Below are 17863 nucleotides of genomic sequence, written 5' to 3'. Positions count from 1 at the left end.
TTAAAAGCGCTCGTCCAGAATGGCCGGCAAGGTGATTTCCTTGACGAAGCTGGCCGACGACAGGCTTAACGCCATGCGCACCACCTGCACCACGTCGTGCACGGGGATCGAGTGGCCTTCATCACGCTGCTCGGCCTGCGCACGCGGCGTACTCAAAGGGTCTTGCGTATTCAGGTACCCCAGGTTCAGACACGTAACCGCCAAGCGCTGCTGGCGATAGCCTTCACGCAGTGCATCGGCAATCCCGCGCAAGGCAAACTTGGAGGCCCCAAAAGCCACTTCCGGACGGCCACTTTGCGGCAGGCCGGAAGTGGAGCCGGTCAGGATGATCCTGGGGTTGGGGCTTTTGAGTAGCACTGGCAACAGTCGCTTGATCAGCAGCAGGGTAGACGTGATGTTGCAGGTGACGATGGCTTCGATCTGGTCATCGTCGTCGGCCAGGAAGTTGTAGGTCGGGTCGAAGGCAAATTCTTCCCAGATGCCCAGGTTGTAGATCAGCGTGTCCAAACCACTTTCTAAGATCGTTTCTGCAATGACTTGCGCTGCCTGAGCGGGTTTGGCGAGGTTAGCCTCGATCCACTTCACCTCAACGCCAGCCTTGTGGTCCAGGTGCTCGGGACGGCTGCGGGACACGCCCAGCAACGTATCCCCAGCCTCGCCGAGCCCCTCGATCAGGGCTTTTCCCAACCCTTTGCTTGCGCCAACCACCATGGTTTTCATTACGTGTCTCCTTGACTGTATAACGTTAGTTAAGCCCTGCGCGCCATCAACAACACCGTCGCCGCCGCTGACAGCAACCCCGCGCAGCATCGATTAAACATACGCTTGCCCCGAGGCTCCGCAAACCAGCGCCGCATATGCAGGCCCATATAGGCGTAGGCACTGATGGCGATCCATTCCAGCACCAGGAACATCACGCCCAGTAGAGCGAATTGTGGAGTGATCGGCTCGCCGGGCACGACGAATTGCGGCAGGAACGCGGTGAAGATCAAGATGGCTTTCGGATTGCCCGCCGCCACTAAAAACTCCTGACGCGCCAACGCCCACAATCCCACACTAGCAGTAGTCGACTCAGCCTCTGCCTCGGGATTCGCCCGCCACAACTGATACGCCAGATAAAACAGATACGCCGCCCCCAGAATCTTGATCCCATAAAACAACAACTCCGACGTTTGCAGCACCACTGCCAAACCGGCCGATGCGAGGGCGATCATGCCGGCGAAGGCCAGCAGCCGGCCAATACCCGCCAGGCACGAGGTGCGGTAGCCGTAGCGCGTGGCGTTGCTCACAGACAGCAGGTTGTTCGGGCCGGGCGCCATGTTCAAGGCGAAGCAGGCGGGGAGGAAAAGGGCGAGGGTGGCGAGGTCCATGGCAGCTCCGGGATCGCGTGGGCGGGGAGGTGTGAGGATAAGGGGGCAGGGGGCAGTTGGACAATGCGCGCGTTGAGTCTGCGATGACGCCAACGCGCGCGGATCAACTTAGCTCTGGCTTGCCGGTGTCTCTTCGGTAGTTGAAACCTCGGCACGCAAACGTTGACCGACGCCATCCATCAGGTCAGCTGGGCCTGGATCAGGTCTCGGCTGCCGAGTTGCCTTGGGCAGGGTGACGAACATAATAGTTGTCGAACTCGGTACTTTCGACAAACTGGAAGCCATGACGCGTGTAAAAGCGATTTGACTCGCTTTCTCTGAGAGCCCCTACCCGCACTGCCATTCCTGCGGCCTCCGCTTCCACGAAGATTTGACTAAGGACAACCGAACCTATGCCCGCGCCTTGTGCGCTCGGCTTGATGTACAAATGATCAAGCAGTAATCCGTCGATAAGCGGCTTGACGACGACGAAACCTACTCGCTCGCCGGAAACTTCGATGTAGCGAGTGGACTCGGAGGAAAAGCCTTCGCGAAAACGCTCTCGGGCCCGCACGGGATCGAAGCGACCAATGCGCACAAGGCTTTCACGCATGGCTTCAATCCGAATAGCCACAAGTGTTTCGAAATCACTGGGTTGAGTTCCAACAAGAGTAACTAAAGGGATATCCGTAGTTGCGGGCTGAAATTGCATCCCGAGTGCTCCCGTTTCCATTCAGTAGAATCAGCTCTCACAGAAAGCTTGTTTGAAAAGTCCCAACGGTGGATGGGGCAATGTGGGTTAACGGATTCCGAGTGTTCAGCTACGGCGACATGCGCGACACCGCCTGCACGACATCCTCTGCCATCTGTTCAGCACTGCTCATCCCGTCAACCCGTAAGACCGGGGCCGTCTGCCGGGATAACCACGCCTCGTGCCACGCTCGGTTGCGTCCTGAAAAGTTCGGGTCATCATACTGCGAAGCCCATTCCCGAAAGGCCTCATGTATCTGATGCATGTCACCACCTGGCGCTATCCGGCCGCCAAAGTGCTCTTTCTCACGTGCCGCCAGCCGTTCAAGGCGAACGGGTGTTGGTGTGACAACGAAGACAATCAGCTCCGCATCAGCGATCAGCGCATCGCCCCAGCCCATGCATGAACCGCTCAACACCCAATCGCCGTCACCGAGTGCTTGCTGCATCAATGACACGCGATCAGCGGGAGGCCGCTTGGTTGTGTAAGGAGGGTCTGTGGGCATCCAGTAATAATCATCGACATCGACCTGCCTTACATCAAGCCGCGTGGCGAGGTTCTGACCCAAAGTCGTCACGCCCGCACACGACGCACCTGTGATGTAAATCCGCATTTTTTCCTCCATGAATACACGCTGGTTTCGAGGTCAGTGAGCTACCCGATAAGCAGGCCGACTATTCCGTCCTGCTCTGGCATTTCAAGGCAAAGGCGCTGGATTGACGGTGTACCAACCCGACGGTGTCTTGGCACACACCTGCGGTCTCAGCGGTGTTTCAACGGTGGTATTGCCCTGCGCCGAGAGTTGGCGCACGGCAATCACGCAACCGGCCTTGAACGTGCTGATTTTCAGCATCTGAAGTTCCATTTCATAGTCCTTACCAGGCTCGGGGATGAGCGTGACGGGCGCGGGAAAGCAGGACATTTGTGAGCCGCCCATGGCGAACCCGGCAATGAAGGGTTTACCCGCCGGGATGACATGCTCGTCAAATACCTTGGGCGATTGGTTGATGGCTTTGCTCGCCTTGCTGGCGGGCATGCCAATCACGCTGTTCTGGCTGTCGGTCGCTCTGAAAGGGTAAAGGCCCGCCGAGTCGACATGCGCTTTTTGCCATCCGGCTTCTTCAGGCGTTTTGGTCAGCAGGGACTCGTTGTAAAACTTCTCGCAGGTCTGGCCACTGAGGAAGCCCGCGTTGGTGGTGTCACCCGTGATCAGGCGGACGCGGGCTGAGTTGGCCGGGTCATATTGGCTGATTTGTGCTTCGTTGCGGACGTCGGTTTTGGTGGTGGCGCAGCCGATCAGGGTCAAGCTGACGGCCAGAGGAAAGAGTAAACGCATGGGTAACCTTCATTCCTGTGATGGTTGGTGGCCGCAACCATACTATGAAGGGTGCTTATTCGCCCACCTGACATGTGCTGCTGAGCGGACGTTCGCCTTTGCCTGCTTCAAGCTGAACCCGCCGGCCGTTCACCCAAGCGCTCGACCAACCTTACAAGATAGCCATCGGGATCCTGGACGATGAATTCGCGCTGGCCGACTTCTACGTTGTTCGCCCGATACCAGGTGTCTTTGCATGCTCGAAAGAGTGGAAATCCAGCCTGACCCAATTTCTGGATGATGGGGGCCACAGCCACAACGTCAATCTGCAGGTTGATGCCTCTTCCAAACGGCTTACTCAACGGAGCAGTCAGCCATTGGCCTGCATCCGGGGCGGCCTGCTCAAGCATGACTTGCGCACCGTTCAGGTCGAGGTAAGCGAACCCGTCTTCTGGGCGTTGGTAAACCACTTCAAATCCCAGGCAGGACACCCAAAAGGCCAGGCTGCTTTCCAGGTCCGTGACCATTAACTCTGGAACCAGCTTGCTACGTTCGAACATCAGGTGACTTCCCTTTCATTAGGCTTATTCAGCGGTGACGCTTGTAAATCACAAGCGCGTTGGAGGGTGCGATTACCAACGTCCGGCCCGTGTACGAAAACCCATACGCTCTCAACTCGGACTCAATGGCCAGCTCGTGGAATATAGAGGGCTTATTGTATTGGGCACCCTACAGCCCCAGGCATAAGCGAAGGCTAGCGGGTGCCCCCTAATAGCGCACACCCTTACTGACGACTTCCCCCGTCGCCGCATCCTCCAGCCATATCTTCAGGCGATTGAGCCCAATGTACTGGGAGCGGGCGATTATCTTTTGGCCGGGCTTCCCCTCAAACGCCAACTCCGTAAACATGAAGTGGCGGGGCAGGTGGTACTCCAACTGGATCTTGTACGCGCCGGGAGTCAGTACGGCGCGCTGAGGGGAGTCATTCCGGTAGTAGTAAGTGGAGAACGGAATGTCCCCCACTTTTTTGTCGTTGATCCGGATGATGTTCAGGTCCGCTTGGCCGTCAAGGAGGCTACGTTGAGGCCTGCCCGCATAGGTGTCGGTTTCGACGACGGTGTAGAGAGACTCGTCGTTGATATCGCCGGACTCGACGTTCGAGTACGCGGGCATTTCGGCACAACCGTGCAGGCCCAGAAGCAGGAGCAAAAACGGTAGGGTAAGTTTGCGCATTGACAACACCTGGGCTAATCAAGAAATGGGGCATCTGCGAGGGGACTGCGCAGGTTTACGGTTGAACACTCCACACTGCCAGTTCGTAACCATCAGGGTCGGTGAAATGGAACCTGCTTCCACCGGGGAACGAAAATGTCGCGCGGGTAATTACAGCGCCCAGGGCTTTGAGCCGCTGCTGCGCGGCATCGAGGTCGTCGGTGTACAAAATGATTAAAGGACCACCTGGTCGAACCGGCTCACCCGTGGTGAAGCCACCGGTAAGGCGGCCATCGCTGAACTCAGTGTAGGTAGGGCCGTAGTCGACGAATGTCCAGCCAAACGCGCTGGCGTAGAACGCTTTGCTGCGGGCAATGTCGCCCACATTGAACTCGATGTTGTCGATTTGCCGATCTTGACCGCGAACACTCATGCTTGCCTCCATGGCTGATGTTTAAGGCAGCGAGTGTAACGTACTCGTACACCTTCATGAATCTTGCTTGAGTAGTTACTCAGGGCGAAACCGGGGTCGCCAAATGTGCCTATGATGCTTCGAAACCGCGCCATTATCGGCTTGAGATAAGGGAGGAAACACAGTGCTGAAGATTGGAATCCTGGGTGTGGGTGAGCTGACGGAGAAGGTTGTGATCGGGCTTCGCCGTGGCGGGTTTGCCGGGCGGGTGCTGCTTTCTCCGCGCAATCACGAACGTGCACAGCAACTCAGCCGTCAGTGCGCGTGTGAGGTGATGGCCGACAATCAACAGGTCGTTGATGAGTCAGACCTGTTATTCCTCGGTGTGCGCCCGGAGGTGGTCGAGCAACTGTCCAATGAAATACAGCTCAAACCCCAGCAAACGCTGGTGTCGTTAGTGGCCGGTTTGAAGCACAGCGAGTTGCAACGCTGCTTCCCACAGGCGCGCCCCGTGCGCGCAATGCTGTCCTATGCGGCCCAGATCAACCAGTCCATGGTGGTGATCACGCCAGGCAGTGAGCCTTATGAGACGCTACTGGGCACGCTGGGTTCGTTGATAGTGCTCGACGAAGCGGCGTTCGAACTGGCCACCGTGGCGGCTTGCATGAATGGTTGGTTCTACTTCTTCCTGAGCGATTTGCAGCAATGGTTTACCGATAAGGGCTTGTCGAAAGAGCAGGCTGCGCAGCTTGTGATGGGCAACATGCAAGACTGCCTGGCCAGCGCCCGGCACCAGCCGCAGGCCAGCCTGCAAGCGTTGGGTAGCGCCATTGCGACGCCAGGGACGTTTACGGCGGCGGGGTTGGAGGTACTCAGGGATAACGGCGCAATACAGGCGTGGCGCGAGACGTTTGATCAGGTGCTTAAGCGGCTACAGAAAGGCTGACGACATTATTACGAGGGGGGATGAAGCAGCCTTTTGACACGGTATCGTGCCCGCGTCTCTTCATCCCCGCTCAAATTACCCTTCGATGGCTGGCACTGGTGTGTTGAGCAACTGCTGTTCCCACAGATACGCAATGCCGCTGCCGGCGGCATGCTGCTGGAGCACCTCTGTCAGTGCGACGCATATTTCCGTCCACAGGCCAGCGATGACTAGTTGCTTGCGGCCGGTGGCTTTTACCGCATCCACGACTACCGGGTCTTCCCAAGTGTTGATGAACGTCCGGTCAATGACCTCTTGGCCGGGAAACACATCGGTGATTTGCGGGAAGATGAAACCTCCACGTTCAGCGATCATAGCGTGCGGTGGTTAGCTGTGTCGCAAAATGGGGAACACTGATTTGGATATTGAAGAGCTTCAGACCTTCGTAGAGGTTGCCGATGCGGGGGGCGTTTAGGCTTGGCGTGTCCAAGTCAATCGTCAGCCGCAGGTTGGCTCGGCTGGAAGCAGAACTTGGCGTGCAGTTGCTGGCTCGGTCTACTCGCGGTGCGGCGCTCACAGAGGCCGGCGCCACATTTCGCACCCGTGCTGGCGGAAATGGCCCGACGACACCCGCAGCTGCATATCCAGACCGGCTACAGCGATCGCTTTGTTGATCTCATCACAGAGGGTTACGACTGTGCGATACGGGTCGGCTACCTTCAGGATTCCAACCTGATCGCAAGATGCATCGGTCCGATCAACGACAAGCTGGTTGCGAGTCCGGGTTATATCAAGGCTCACGGTTCACCTAAGAAGCCGCAGGAGCTCATCGCCCATCAAGCCCTGATGCGTGGCCAGCGGTGCACTTGTGCCGATCATGACGGGGTATCCACCACCCCCGGCGGGTGCCTACATGGTCCGCCCGGCAGGCCAGCATCCCGCACAGAAGATTCGGGGCCTCACCGAACTGTTGATCGAGTATTTCGGCACGTCACCGCATTTTGCGGGGGGCGCGGCGGTATGAAAACGATTGAGCCAGGGGTTGTTTATATCCGGTGGTATTCCAGCAAAAAATCCACGAACACACGTATCCGCGCTGGCATGGTTGTACCGCCAACAAACACCGCGTGAATCGGCTCCCTATCGCCAGGGTTCCAGGACTGCAGCAGGGGGACCAGATCACCGCGTTGCACGTCCTCTGCAACAGTGAACTCGCCGATGCGCGCGATACCGGCACCTAATCGAGCCAGTTGAGCAAGCGCTTCGCCACTACTGCATTCGATATTGCCGCTTATCTTCAGTGAAAACTCGCTGCCGTTACGGGCGAAGGGCCAGTCGGGCTGCGCACGGTGGAAGTTGAAGCGCAGGCAATTGTGCCGCAGCAGGTCGCCTGGTTCTTGAGGGGTGCCGTGGTGCCGCAGGTACTCAGGTGACGCTACCAGTACCTGGCCGGTGTCTCCGATTCGGCGCGCGGTAAGAGGGCTGTCTGGCAGGTGGCCAAAGCGTATCGCTACGTCGGCTTGGCCGCCGAGGATGTCAACAACTTCGTCGCCCAAGGTCAGGTCAACGACAATGTTCGGGTAGCGGGCGCTGAATGCGGCCACTAAGGGCACGATGGCCATGCGACCGTGGCCCAGGGCAGCACTGACGCGCAGTCTGCCTTTGGGTACGCCTTGATCGGCGATGGCTTCCTCGACTTCGGCCATGTCGGCCAGGATGCGTCGGGCGCCACGAAGATACACCTCGCCCTCGGCAGTGAAGGTTATCGCTCGGGTCGTGCGAATCAGCAGGCGGGTGGCGAGGCGATGCTCCGTGCGGGCGATAACTCTGCTGACTGCCGAGGGAGTCAGGCGTAGCGCCCGGGCCGCAGCCGACAGGCTTCCTTCCTGCGCCACCATCACGAATACAGCCATCTCACCTGACCTGCCGTTGAAGTCCATTTTTGCCTCGCACGCAAAGGTGATTGCCAATTTAGCGGTCTAGTGCCCTAAAAGCGTAGATCGTAACATTTGGCGCATGAATGAGGAGACTTCCATGCGTATCAATCCCCCCCTTGTAGCACTCGCCGTAGGTGCGTTCGGTATCGGCGTCACCGAATTCGCACCCATGGGCATGTTGCCCAACATCGCTCAGGACCTTGGTGTTTCGATTCCCGCCGCTGGCCTTTTGGTCAGTGCCTATGCCCTGGGGGTGCTGCTCGGCGCGCCACTGATGACCTTGACCACGGGCAAGATTCCCCGGCGCTCTCTGTTGATCGGACTCATGGCCATTTTCACGCTGGGTAACGTGATGTCGGCCCTGGCAACCGGTTATTACGACCTGCTGTTCGCCCGTGTCGTAACCTCGCTCAACCACGGCGCGTTCTTTGGCGTCGGTTCCATTGTGGCCGCCAGTGTGGTGGCGCCGGACAAGCGCGCCGGGGCGGTCGCCGCCATGTTCACGGGCCTGACCCTGGCGACCATCGGCGGTGTACCGCTGGCGACCTGGTTTGGCGAACTGCTCGGCTGGCGCACGGCGTTCTGGGGTATCTCCGGACTGGGCGTGGTGACGATGGCGGCGTTGTGGTTCGCCCTGCCTAACCTGCCGCTTGCGAAAAGCGAGGGTGTGCTGGCCGAAATCAAGGTGTTGGGGCGTGGGCCGGTACTGGCGGCGCTGGCGCTGACTGTCGTCGGCTCGTCCGCGATGTTCACCGTGTTTACTTACATCGTGCCGATCTTAAGCAGCGAAACCCATGCGTCCACTGCCTTTATTACCGGCATGCTTGTGCTGTTCGGCGTCGGTTTGACCCTCGGCAATATGTGGGGCGGTAAGTCGGCAGACCGTTCGATCGACCGCACTCTGATCGTGTCACTGAGCGTACTGATTCTTGTACTGCTGGCATTCACAATACTGATGCGTTGGCCGGTACCGGCTGCCATGAGCATCCTCATATGGGGTATCGCCAGCTTCGCCGTCGTACCGCCGTTGCAAATGCGCGTGATGGAAGCTGCCAAAGGCGCGCCGAATCTGGCCTCGGCAGTCAACATCGGCGCGTTCAACCTCGGCAACGCGATTGGGGCAGCAGTCGGTGGGGCGGTGATCAACGCAGGGTTAGGGTATCCAGCGATATCCCTGGCTGGAGCAGCGATGGCAGGTCTCGGGCTGCTGATGGTGCTGACTTTCGCCTGGGGCTCCAGAGCCCGCGTCGCTGCGGTGGTCTAGGAAATCGGGTATCGTTAGCCGCCTCAGCTGCCAGCCTGCCCCAGACGCTGCGCACGATTAATTGTTCAGGGAAGACTGGAATGACGCTCAGGGTGATGGTGATCGGTGGCTACGGTAACTTCGGCAGCATTGTCTGCCGGCATTTGGCCGTAGCCCCGGGCATTGAGCTGGTGCTCTCGGGCCGTGATCCCCATAAGTTGCAGCGCAAACTTGATGAGTTGAACGCACAGTCGGGCAATGTGTGCGAAGGCTGGTGCGGCGATGCCATGGGGGCCGGGTTCGCTGGCGTCCTGCAGTCTCGGAACATCGGGTTGGTGGTTCACACCGGTGGCCCGTTTCAGGGGCAGTCCTATGCCGTCGCCCTGAGTTGCATCGAGGCGGGCGTGAACTACTGCGACCTGTCTGACTGCCGCACGTTCGTCAATGGCGTGGGCGTGCTGGATGCACAGGCCAAGCAGGCGGGCGTCGCCATTCTCACGGGGTGCAGTTCGGTGCCGACGCTCTCGTCGGCGATCATCGATCAGTACCGGTATCGCTTCACGCGCATCGACTCGATCGAGCATGGCATTTCCTCTTCGGCCAAGATGCCGGGCTTGTCGACGGTCGAAGGTGTGCTCGCCTATGCGGGCAAACCGATCAAGCAGCTCAGGAACGGCCAGGTGCATGAAGTGTTGGGCTGGCAAGACCTGACGCTGCGCAAGCTGCCACAGCTAGGCACACGGGTGCTGGCTAATGTGGACGTGCCCGACATGGATATTTTCGCCGGCCGCTATGGCGCCCATACCTTGAGCTTCAAGGCGGGCGCGGGACTCAAACTGGGAGGCGTCGCCAACTACGTGCTGGCCCAGGCGCTGCGGGTGGGAATTGTGCGTGATCATGTCACCTGGGCCGCACGGCTGCATCGGCTGGGGACCTGGTTCGAACGCTTGGGTGATGGCAAAAGTGCAATGTACATCGATGTGCGGGGCCTGGGTGCCGACGGCCAACCGTTGTCACTGGCTGTGCAACTGACGGCCTTGAACGACAAAGGCCCGGAAATCCCTAGCTGCGCCGCCGTTGCGCTGGCTATCAAGCTCGCCCAGGGCTACGTACCCGAACCCGGCGCGCGGCCGTGCGTCGGTGAGATAAGCGTCGACGAATACATGGCGGCCATCAACGATCCGGCGAACCTGAGCCTGGCCGTGCTTTTTTCTGACGGATATTCCAAGCCACTGCACACAGCGCCAACCCGGCCACGTTAAGTGACACAGGGTTAAACGCCTCCCTTAGCAGCGCCGGGCTGACTACCGCCACATCCACCAGCAACCCAATCAGTGCCGTCGCCGCCACCGCGATCGGCCAGGGATTGCGTGGTGAAAGCACGATCCATAACGCCAGCGCAATCTCGCCAACCCCCGCCAGCGTGGCGAATAACTGCACCTGCTCGATCCCGTGCGCCTGAATCATCGTCCGCTCGCCGTCGCTTAGCCACAACAGCTTCGGCACCAGCCCATGATAGGCGAACATAAACGCCAGGCCGCCTCGGGCGATCCAGTTGATGCGCACCAGGGCGTTCATAACGGGCCCTTCAAAAAACGCTGCTCATGATCGGGATCCGGTAACAGGCAGGTGGTGTACTTGCCGAAGAGCCGATAGCGATTGCGTGCGATGCGATCGTAAGCCCAATCCCGAAGCCCCCGCGGGATGCCGCGCAACAGCAGAAAGGGACGCCACGCGGCAGGCAGTTGCGCGATGATTTCGAACACCGCGTCCGAACGCACCCAATAGTGGTGGTCGCGAATCACCGCCAGGGTGTCGAACTGATCGAGTGGCAGCCCCGCCCAAGCCAGCAACGCCTGCCCCTCGGGGGATTGCACTGCCGCCAATCGAATACGGCGTGGGTGGTCATGGCGAATCAGGAACCTGGCCCAACCGTTGCACAGCTTACACACGCCGTCGAACAACACGACGGTTTCGCCAGGGTTGAGCAAAGGTGCTGGAGAAGGGCGGGTTTGGGATGCGGGCATGAGTGAGGGTCCAATCGGGCGGGCTTAGGCTGGATCTTACCCGTGTTCAGCGCGAATCGTGGTGGTTGGGCTTCGGTTGTCGCTATGGGCGCAATTTTAGCCCCGATTAAGATCAAATGTGGGAGCTGTCGAGCCCCGGCGAGGCTGCGAAGGCGGCATTGCCGACCTCTTTATCGCCTGATACTCCACTTCGCAGCCCCGCACCGGTGTTAGGGAACCTAACGCGAAAGCAAAGGCGCTGCTTCCTTCTCCTCCGAACCCACATCATGCAACGAAACCCTCGACGTCTCCGGCAATGCCAACCCGCCCGCCAACGCCAACAACGCCACCGCAATCAGATAAAACGCCGGTGACAGATTGCTCCCCGTAGTGCTGATCAACCACGTCGCCATCAGCGGTGCGGTTCCGCCGAAGATCGTATAAGCCATGTTGTAAGTGATCGCCGAGGCGGTGTACCGCGTGCGCGTCGGAAAAGTCTCCGACAGTAACGCCGCCGTGACCACGCCACACAATACTGCACCCACCGCGAGCATCATCACCCCGACAATAGACGCCGCAAACGAACCCGAACTGGCCATCAGGAACGACGGAAACACCACCACGATCAGCAATGCACACGCCGTCATCACCGTGATCCGACGCCCCACTCGATCTGAATACAACCCCGCCAGCGGGCAGATTGCCGCCGCGAAGATCAACGCAATCAGCGACACCAGCAACGCCGCCGCCCGACTCAGCCCACCCGCCACTTGCAGGTACGTCGCGAAGTAGGTGGTGAACATATAAAACGACAGCGCCGTCAGCGACACAAAAGCGCCCAGGCAGCAGATCGCCGCACCATGGTTGCGCAAGGTTTCCTTGAGCGGGGAGTGAGCGACTGCGTGCTCCTGCTTAACGGCCTGGAAGGCAGGCGTCTCATCCAGTTTCCAACGCAGGTAAAGCCCCACCAGGCCCAGCGGTGCGGCGATCAGGAACGGCAGGCGCCAGCCCCAACTGCCCATCGCCTCGGCGGATAACGAGGCCTCAAGGGCGTAAGCCACCACGGCTGCGGCGGCGAAGGCGGAAAACGTCGACACCGGCACGAAGCTGCCGTACCAGGCGCGCTTGTCACTGGGCGCGTGCTCCATCAGGTAGGCACAGGCTCCGGCGTATTCGCCCCCGGCTGAGAAACCTTGGGCGCAGCGGATCAGCGACAAAAGAATCGGCGCCGCGACGCCGATGGCCGCGTACGTGGGGAGCAGGCCGATCAAGGTGGTGGCGCCGGCCATCAGCAGGATCGTCATGGCCAGCGTGCGTTTGCGGCCGATCCGGTCACCGAGCATGCCGAAGAAAATCCCGCCCAAGGGTCGGAAGGCGAAGGCAACGGCGAATACGGCGAAGGTTTTCAGCAGCGCGGCGCTGGCGTCGCCGCTGGGGAAAAATTGTTGGGCGATGGTGGTGGCGAGGAAGCCGTAGACGGCGAAGTCAAACCACTCGACGAAGTTACCGATGCCGGCGGCGATGATGACCTTTCGCAGGGTTTGGGGGCTGACCTGTTCGGTGGACGGGCTCGTCATGGGGGAGGGCCTCGGAATGATCGGGGATGATCGATTATCGGGGGAGGCGGTTGGGCCGCGGGGCCCAAAAGAGTCGTCCGCGTAGTCAGTAGCGACTCTGTGGGCTTGTGGAGGCAGGAATTGGGCCAGGTGAGGCGAGGAGCTATCGCTGGGCGGGGCTGGGTGATTGTGGCTCGGGCGCAGGCCGAGGCGACCTGCGATAAGTCAGCAGCATAATCCCGGTCACCACGATGACACCGCCGGCCAACTGCCCGGCGCTGAGCATTTGATCGAGCACGATCCAGCCCATCAGCAGCGTCGCCAGCGGCTCGATGTTCATCACCGGTGCATTGCGCGGCATATCCAGGCGGGGGACGGAAATGAACAGCACGATAAAACCGGTGCCGTAGAGCACGACCAACGTCGCGAGCGCCAGCCAACCAGTACCCGTTGCCGGTAAGTTCAGGCCGCCTGGAAGGGCACCACTCACGCCGGCGAGGTTGACGCTGCTGAACACGATAAAGATCGTCAGCAGGCTGCGCACGGAACCACGTACCTGGGACAACTTGTGATCGGTGATCCACAGCGCGCAGGCGAATACAAACGCGGCGCAGAAGGCGAGGGTTATGCCGAGTAGCCAGTGCGGGCCGATGTCTGTATTGCTGGAGAGGCGGCCTGGTACGTCGAGCACAAACACCAGCCCCACCAGAATCAAGCCCATCAGCAAGGCGGTGCGCGCAGTGGGGCGTGGGCCGCCAAATGCCCAGGTGAGCAGCGCCAGCAAAATAGGGAAAACATTGCCCACCAACAGCGCCACCGCTACCGGTACACGGGCTACGGCGGAATACAGGCACAGGCTTTGGGCGGCAATGAGTAAGCCCAGCACTACTTGCCAGCGCCACGCACCGGGCGGCAGACGCAGGCTTTGACGTTGCCACAGCACTAATGCGGCCAGCACCAATAAAGTGCCGCCTGAGCGCAGCAGAATGGCCAGCAGCACCCCGGCACCATCATCGAAGGCTACGCGAGCGGCGATGTGGTTGCCGGCGAACGCGCAGCCCATGCAGAGCAGAATCAACACGGCGATGGGACGGGAGAATAGGGCGGATGTCGTTTGAGCGGGGGCAGGGGCAGTCATGGGGGAACTCGTGCAGTGGACGCCATCGTCGGGGATGGCTATTTATTTTTAGGTTGTCGTACAACTACGTGTTGGGATTTGTAGCCTGTTTGAGGCGAAGGGGCAAGGTCGTTCAGGCAGTTCACGCGCCGGGTGGGCGTAAACACACCTTTGTACGTGGAGTGGTTTAGGACCGACTGGCAGGTGTTGCAGGAGGAGCATCCCAGATGCTGGGCACAGACGGAGGTCTGACGCTCTATAACTGCGGTCGATCCCAGACGGTCCTATAAGCGCTCATCGGTCTCAAGGATCTGGCTAATCAGGTTACACACAATCGGCAGCTTCTCATGGCGGCGAAACAAAGCCCCCACCTCTGAAAAAATGGGAGGCCCAGCGATCCCCCTAAAAACCACGTTTGGCAGTTGGATAGTTTGAATCAGAACACTGGGAATTACCGCTATACCCACGCCCAGTGCCACTTGTGTCAGCACTTCGACCAGGCTTCCGGGAACCGAACCAATGTATGGATCGAATCTTCCGCGCTTGGCCACTTCACGCAACCCTAACGCTTGTTCAGGGAGCACAAACAACTCGCTCGCAAGCGCGCTCGGACGAATGTCATCCTCTGTCGTTGCCAAGATATGGTCAGCTGGCAACGCAAGGCAGAAGCGGTCTCGCGCCAAAATACGGCTGGAGATTGCATCAGGTAGATGCACGGGCATTCGTACAAAGGCTACATCAATCCGCCCATCCTCAAGACGTGCCGTGAGCTGCTCGGTAGGGAGTTCCTTGGTGTTCACCATGACGTCTGGCCACTGATTGCGAAAGCGCTGGACTTGGTCTTGGAGTACCCCGAAAAAGGCGGCTGAACCAACGTAGCCGATTTCCACTCGGCCAACCTGGCCTCGGCCTGCACGTTGGCCCACGTTAATAGCTCTTTCAAATTGTTCAAGGGTAGAGCGGGCTTCTGTCAGAAACGCTTCCCCAGCCGGCGTCAAAGTGACAGACCGCTTTGTTCTGTTAAAAAGCCTGGCTTCTAACGAGCTCTCTACTTCCTGGATTTGCGCAGTGAGCGTTGGGGCAGAAACGCCCAGTTGCTCAGCTGATCGTGAAAAATGCAGATTTTCCGCAACTGTGACGAAGGAGCGAAGATGGCGAATATCCACGTGACTTGACCCCTGTATTCAATTTTTCTGAATTATATGGCTAATAGGCTTTATTGTTCTGAATTGTCTCCCTTGTTTCAATCATTGGACTCACTTTCCTAGGAGTTCATCATGTTTCGTCTCCCCCACATCGCAATCGCTGCTGGCCTCGCTGGATCCCTCGCACTTGTTTCCTTGCCAGCAGCAGCATTGGAGTTGCCCAGCCAGCCAGTTCTGACGCTTGCCGCCGCTCAACAGATCCTCTCAGCGGCGCAAACGAAGGCACAAACGGCTGGGTGGCCGTGCGTGATCTCCGTTGTCGATAGTGCTGGCCTGCCCATTCTCCTCGCTCGCATGGACAACGCCGCTGTCCCAGCGGGTGTTGAACTGGCTCCCGGCAAAGCGCGCACAGCTGCTCTGTTCCGACGTCCCAGCGGCGCGCTGGAAGACGCCATCAACGGCACCCGGCCTGCCGCTATCACCGCACAAGGCTTTGTGCTGATGCGGGGTGGTTTCCCGATCATCGTCAACGGACACACCGTTGGGGCGGTAGGGGTATCTGCGGACACACCCCAGCACGATGAAGAGATCGCTCAAGCCGGGCTCGCGGCATTTAAATAAACGCCCTTTTCAAAAAGTGCAGTGACTGCTGCCGTTATTAAAAGAGACTGTCATTCCATGAGAAAAGAAGCCGCCATACTGGCTGTCGCGTCGGCGGGCTGTGCCATGACCGTTCTAGATACGAACGTCGTGGGCATCGTTTTGCCAACCATTGCCAGGGATCTTCAGGCATCGTTTGCAGAGGTCGAGTGGGTCATAAGCACCTATGTGCTCTGCTTCGCTGCCCTCTTGCTTCCAGCAGGCTCCATCGCTGACCGTTACGGCCGACGACGCGTCTTTTTGTTCGGAATAGCGCTCTTTGCAGCCTCTTCTCTGGCCTGTGGTTTGGCGCCTTCAGCGCCAGGCCTTTATCTGGCGCGAGCGGTACAGGGCGTCGGATCTGCTTTCCTGCTTGCTCCTGCCCTAGCCATCATCGGACACACTTTTCACGATGAAAAAGCGCGCAGCCACGCATGGGCGATATGGGGCGGCATCATGGGACTCACAATGGTTGTCTCGCCGCTCATTGGTGGGGTGATCAGCAGTTCACTGGGATGGCGCTGGGCTTTCTATATCAACATTCCAGTCTGCCTATTGCTGGCGGCAGCGGTCGTGACGCTGGTGGATGAATCTCGTGACCCCGTTCCGAGAACGCTGGACATCCCGGGAATTGCGCTGTTCGCGCTAGGGATGTTCAGTGCCACATGGGCGCTCATCGCCGGTCCCAGTCATGGATGGTCGAGTATCCCTGTCCTCGTGAGCATGATCGGGGGCCTGCTGTTTTTCGCAGTCTTTGTCTGGGTCGAAAAGCGTCGTACTCACCCAATGCTTGATCTCGAATTGTTTACAGCCAGACCCTTCGTTGGCGCCGTACTCGCGATGCTGGCCTATGCCTCGTCTGCTCAAGTCATGGCATCGCTGTTACCGCTCTTTCTACAAAATGGCCGTGGCAACGGCGTACTCCAAGCGGGTATCGCCATGCTTCCATTTGCCATTGCGATGCTGATTTTTCCACAAGTAGGCAGGCGGCTTTCACCTTACCTTGAAAGCGCGGGCATCCTGGCACTGGGCCTCTTAATCGTTGCACTTGGTAACCTGATTCTGATGTTTGCCGCCGTTCAGCAGGGAGAACTGTTGCTGATTTGCGGCATGGCAATCCTGGGAACAGGCGGTGGATTGCTGAATGGCGAAACCCAGAAGGCCATCATGGGCACAGTGTCTCGGAGTCGCGCCGGAATGGCATCCGGCATCAGCACTACCTCCAGATTCACCGGCATATTGCTGGGTTTCGCCGGACTGGGAGCGGTACTCGCCAGTGGCGTGAAATCGGCGGTAGAAAGCAGGCTGATAGACGCGGGAGTGTCTGCTAAACCCGGATTTTCCGAGTACGTCATGGCAGGCGACTTCGAGCGTGCTATCGCACTGTATCCCCACGACTTAACCGAAACGCTGAGGGGGCTCGCTCAGCAGAGTTACAGCCAGGGATTCGCGGGCGCCTTTGTGATTGCCGCTCTGTTCTCGCTGCTCGCATCCGCTGGGGTGTATGTGCTGATGCGTAGCAAAAAAGCCATAGCCCTGCAAAACGTGAGTAAAAATACATGTCGATAAATGACCTGGAAGTTGCACACCCGATTGAGACCGGCGCAATCATTTTTGACCTTGACGGTCTCTTGTCGACTCTGCGGGCGACATGACCGCGCAACTGAACACCATTCTGATCGAGCGGAATCTTGAGCCAATTCTGGTCGCAACCACTTCATTATTCCTCGGTGACGGAATGCGTTCTTTTGCCAAGCGGGCGTTCTGCTTGCGGGGAGTGGATGATTTGGAAGAAGCGATCGATACCTTCACCTCGCGCTACGAACATACTGACCACCGGATGACAAAACCCTATGAAGGGGTAATTGAAACCCTCAGCGCGTTGCGAGGCGCGGGATGGAAACTATCGGTTTGTACGAATAAAAACGAAATGATCGCCATCGATATTCTCAAGCAAACCGACCTGTTGAGATTTATGGATGTGGTTTGTGGTGGGGATACCGTGGCCTTCAAGAAGCCTGACCCTAGACACCTAAGTGCAGTGGTAGCGCGGGCCGATTATGAAAAGCTTCCCAAGATCATGATCGGAGACAACTGGAACGATTTTGAAGCCGCCCGTGCGTACGGAATTCCGTTTGCTTTTGCCAGTTGGGGCTACGGAACTCTGCCCGACGATTGCAACGCCGCTAACCTCACAAAATTCAGTGACATTCTCGACATCGTTGGCTTGCCTGTGCATTGAACATCGTGTGCTAA

Annotated in this window: 20 protein-coding genes and 2 pseudogenes; 7 read left to right on the top strand and 15 right to left on the bottom strand. The window is 58.8% G+C overall.

The window, feature by feature from the left end; genetic code table 11:
• The 8 genes from JBO08_RS07515 to JBO08_RS07480 form a co-directional block, all read right to left on the bottom strand.
• Positions 1 to 720 carry an SDR family oxidoreductase gene (locus JBO08_RS07515; RefSeq protein ID WP_065880608.1) on the bottom strand — a complete coding sequence of 240 codons (720 nt, stop codon included), beginning with the start codon at positions 718 to 720 and terminating at the stop codon, positions 1 to 3.
• 29 nt (positions 721 to 749) lie between these two features.
• Complete coding sequence (locus tag JBO08_RS07510) at positions 750 to 1370, bottom strand: LysE family translocator (protein WP_065872925.1); 621 nt, start codon at positions 1368 to 1370, stop codon at positions 750 to 752.
• A gap of 199 nt (positions 1371 to 1569) precedes the next feature.
• On the bottom strand, positions 1570 to 2061 hold the full coding sequence (locus JBO08_RS07505) for a GNAT family N-acetyltransferase (protein WP_065890913.1): 492 nt from the start codon (positions 2059 to 2061) through the stop codon (positions 1570 to 1572).
• A 109-nt stretch (positions 2062 to 2170) separates the two neighbouring features.
• Positions 2171 to 2713 (bottom strand): AAA family ATPase, encoded by a 543-nt coding sequence (locus JBO08_RS07500; protein ID WP_065880607.1) that lies wholly within the window; start codon positions 2711 to 2713, stop codon positions 2171 to 2173.
• A gap of 84 nt (positions 2714 to 2797) precedes the next feature.
• A complete protein-coding gene (locus JBO08_RS07495) occupies positions 2798 to 3406 on the bottom strand; it encodes a hypothetical protein (protein ID WP_225930631.1) in 609 nt (202 codons plus the stop codon).
• 137 nt (positions 3407 to 3543) lie between these two features.
• Complete coding sequence (locus JBO08_RS07490) at positions 3544 to 3975, bottom strand: VOC family protein (RefSeq protein ID WP_065890915.1); 432 nt, start codon at positions 3973 to 3975, stop codon at positions 3544 to 3546.
• 208 nt (positions 3976 to 4183) lie between these two features.
• On the bottom strand, positions 4184 to 4648 hold the full coding sequence (locus JBO08_RS07485) for a hypothetical protein (protein ID WP_065872930.1): 465 nt from the start codon (positions 4646 to 4648) through the stop codon (positions 4184 to 4186).
• 55 nt (positions 4649 to 4703) lie between these two features.
• A complete protein-coding gene (locus JBO08_RS07480; RefSeq protein WP_065872931.1) occupies positions 4704 to 5060 on the bottom strand; it encodes a VOC family protein in 357 nt (118 codons plus the stop codon).
• A 163-nt stretch (positions 5061 to 5223) separates the two neighbouring features.
• Between JBO08_RS07480 and JBO08_RS07475 the strand changes: the two genes are divergently transcribed.
• Positions 5224 to 5985 (top strand): pyrroline-5-carboxylate reductase, encoded by a 762-nt coding sequence (locus JBO08_RS07475; RefSeq protein ID WP_065890916.1) that lies wholly within the window; start codon positions 5224 to 5226, stop codon positions 5983 to 5985.
• 75 nt (positions 5986 to 6060) lie between these two features.
• Here the strand turns inward: JBO08_RS07475 and JBO08_RS07470 are convergent, their stop codons facing one another.
• Positions 6061 to 6339: an isochorismatase family protein gene (locus JBO08_RS07470; protein WP_065872933.1), complete on the bottom strand. Its 279-nt coding sequence runs from the start codon at positions 6337 to 6339 to the stop codon at positions 6061 to 6063.
• A 43-nt stretch (positions 6340 to 6382) separates the two neighbouring features.
• On the opposite strand from JBO08_RS07470, the pseudogene JBO08_RS07465 reads away from it, so the two are divergent.
• A pseudogene (locus JBO08_RS07465) lies at positions 6383 to 6988 on the top strand (LysR family transcriptional regulator).
• A 22-nt stretch (positions 6989 to 7010) separates the two neighbouring features.
• Here the strand turns inward: JBO08_RS07465 and JBO08_RS07460 are convergent.
• Positions 7011 to 7904 (bottom strand): LysR family transcriptional regulator, encoded by an 894-nt coding sequence (locus JBO08_RS07460; protein ID WP_083207068.1) that lies wholly within the window; start codon positions 7902 to 7904, stop codon positions 7011 to 7013.
• A 94-nt stretch (positions 7905 to 7998) separates the two neighbouring features.
• Between JBO08_RS07460 and JBO08_RS07455 the strand changes: the two genes are divergently transcribed.
• Both JBO08_RS07455 and JBO08_RS07450 read left to right on the top strand, forming a co-directional pair.
• The gene (locus JBO08_RS07455) at positions 7999 to 9165 is read left to right on the top strand and encodes an MFS transporter (RefSeq protein WP_065880601.1); all 1167 of its coding nucleotides are present in this window, start codon (positions 7999 to 8001) and stop codon (positions 9163 to 9165) included.
• Positions 9166 to 9245: 80 nt separating this feature from the next.
• Positions 9246 to 10406 carry a saccharopine dehydrogenase family protein gene (locus JBO08_RS07450; RefSeq protein WP_220074242.1) on the top strand — a complete coding sequence of 387 codons (1161 nt, stop codon included), beginning with the start codon at positions 9246 to 9248 and terminating at the stop codon, positions 10404 to 10406.
• Here JBO08_RS07450 and JBO08_RS07445 read toward each other — a convergent pair.
• The 5 genes from JBO08_RS07445 to JBO08_RS07425 all read right to left on the bottom strand — a co-directional run bounded on the left by JBO08_RS07445 (position 10318) and on the right by JBO08_RS07425 (position 14989).
• Entirely contained in the window at positions 10318 to 10722 is a 405-nt protein-coding gene (locus tag JBO08_RS07445) for a DoxX-like family protein (RefSeq protein WP_065880600.1), read from the bottom strand. The genes JBO08_RS07450 and JBO08_RS07445 overlap by 89 nt on opposite strands.
• Entirely contained in the window at positions 10719 to 11171 is a 453-nt protein-coding gene (locus JBO08_RS07440) for a thiol-disulfide oxidoreductase DCC family protein (protein ID WP_065872937.1), read from the bottom strand. Before JBO08_RS07440 ends, JBO08_RS07445 begins: the two co-directional genes overlap by 4 nt.
• Before the next feature lie 218 nt (positions 11172 to 11389).
• Complete coding sequence (locus JBO08_RS07435; protein WP_065872938.1) at positions 11390 to 12727, bottom strand: MFS transporter; 1338 nt, start codon at positions 12725 to 12727, stop codon at positions 11390 to 11392.
• A gap of 142 nt (positions 12728 to 12869) precedes the next feature.
• Positions 12870 to 13844, bottom strand: a complete 975-nt coding sequence (locus JBO08_RS07430; RefSeq protein ID WP_065880598.1) for an EamA family transporter — start codon at positions 13842 to 13844, stop codon at positions 12870 to 12872.
• Between the two features lie 263 nt (positions 13845 to 14107).
• Entirely contained in the window at positions 14108 to 14989 is an 882-nt protein-coding gene (locus tag JBO08_RS07425) for a LysR family transcriptional regulator (RefSeq protein ID WP_065880597.1), read from the bottom strand.
• 111 nt (positions 14990 to 15100) lie between these two features.
• Here JBO08_RS07425 and JBO08_RS07420 point away from each other — a divergent pair, with 111 nt between their 5' ends.
• The 3 genes and pseudogenes from JBO08_RS07420 to JBO08_RS07410 all read left to right on the top strand — a co-directional run.
• Positions 15101 to 15589: a heme-binding protein gene (locus tag JBO08_RS07420; protein WP_065880596.1), complete on the top strand. Its 489-nt coding sequence runs from the start codon at positions 15101 to 15103 to the stop codon at positions 15587 to 15589.
• Between the two features lie 105 nt (positions 15590 to 15694).
• Positions 15695 to 17176 (top strand): MFS transporter, encoded by a 1482-nt coding sequence (locus tag JBO08_RS07415; RefSeq protein ID WP_258407026.1) that lies wholly within the window; start codon positions 15695 to 15697, stop codon positions 17174 to 17176.
• 73 nt (positions 17177 to 17249) lie between these two features.
• Positions 17250 to 17849 (top strand): annotated as a pseudogene (locus JBO08_RS07410) (HAD-IA family hydrolase); the annotation flags it as partial.
• Between the last annotated feature and the right edge of the window lie 14 nt (positions 17850 to 17863).

Source organism: Pseudomonas sp. LAP_36 (genome assembly GCF_019456785.1).
Classification (GTDB): domain Bacteria; phylum Pseudomonadota; class Gammaproteobacteria; order Pseudomonadales; family Pseudomonadaceae; genus Aquipseudomonas; species Aquipseudomonas tritici.
Note: the sequence above shows the minus strand (reverse complement) of the source record. Positions and strands in the feature narration are given on the sequence as shown.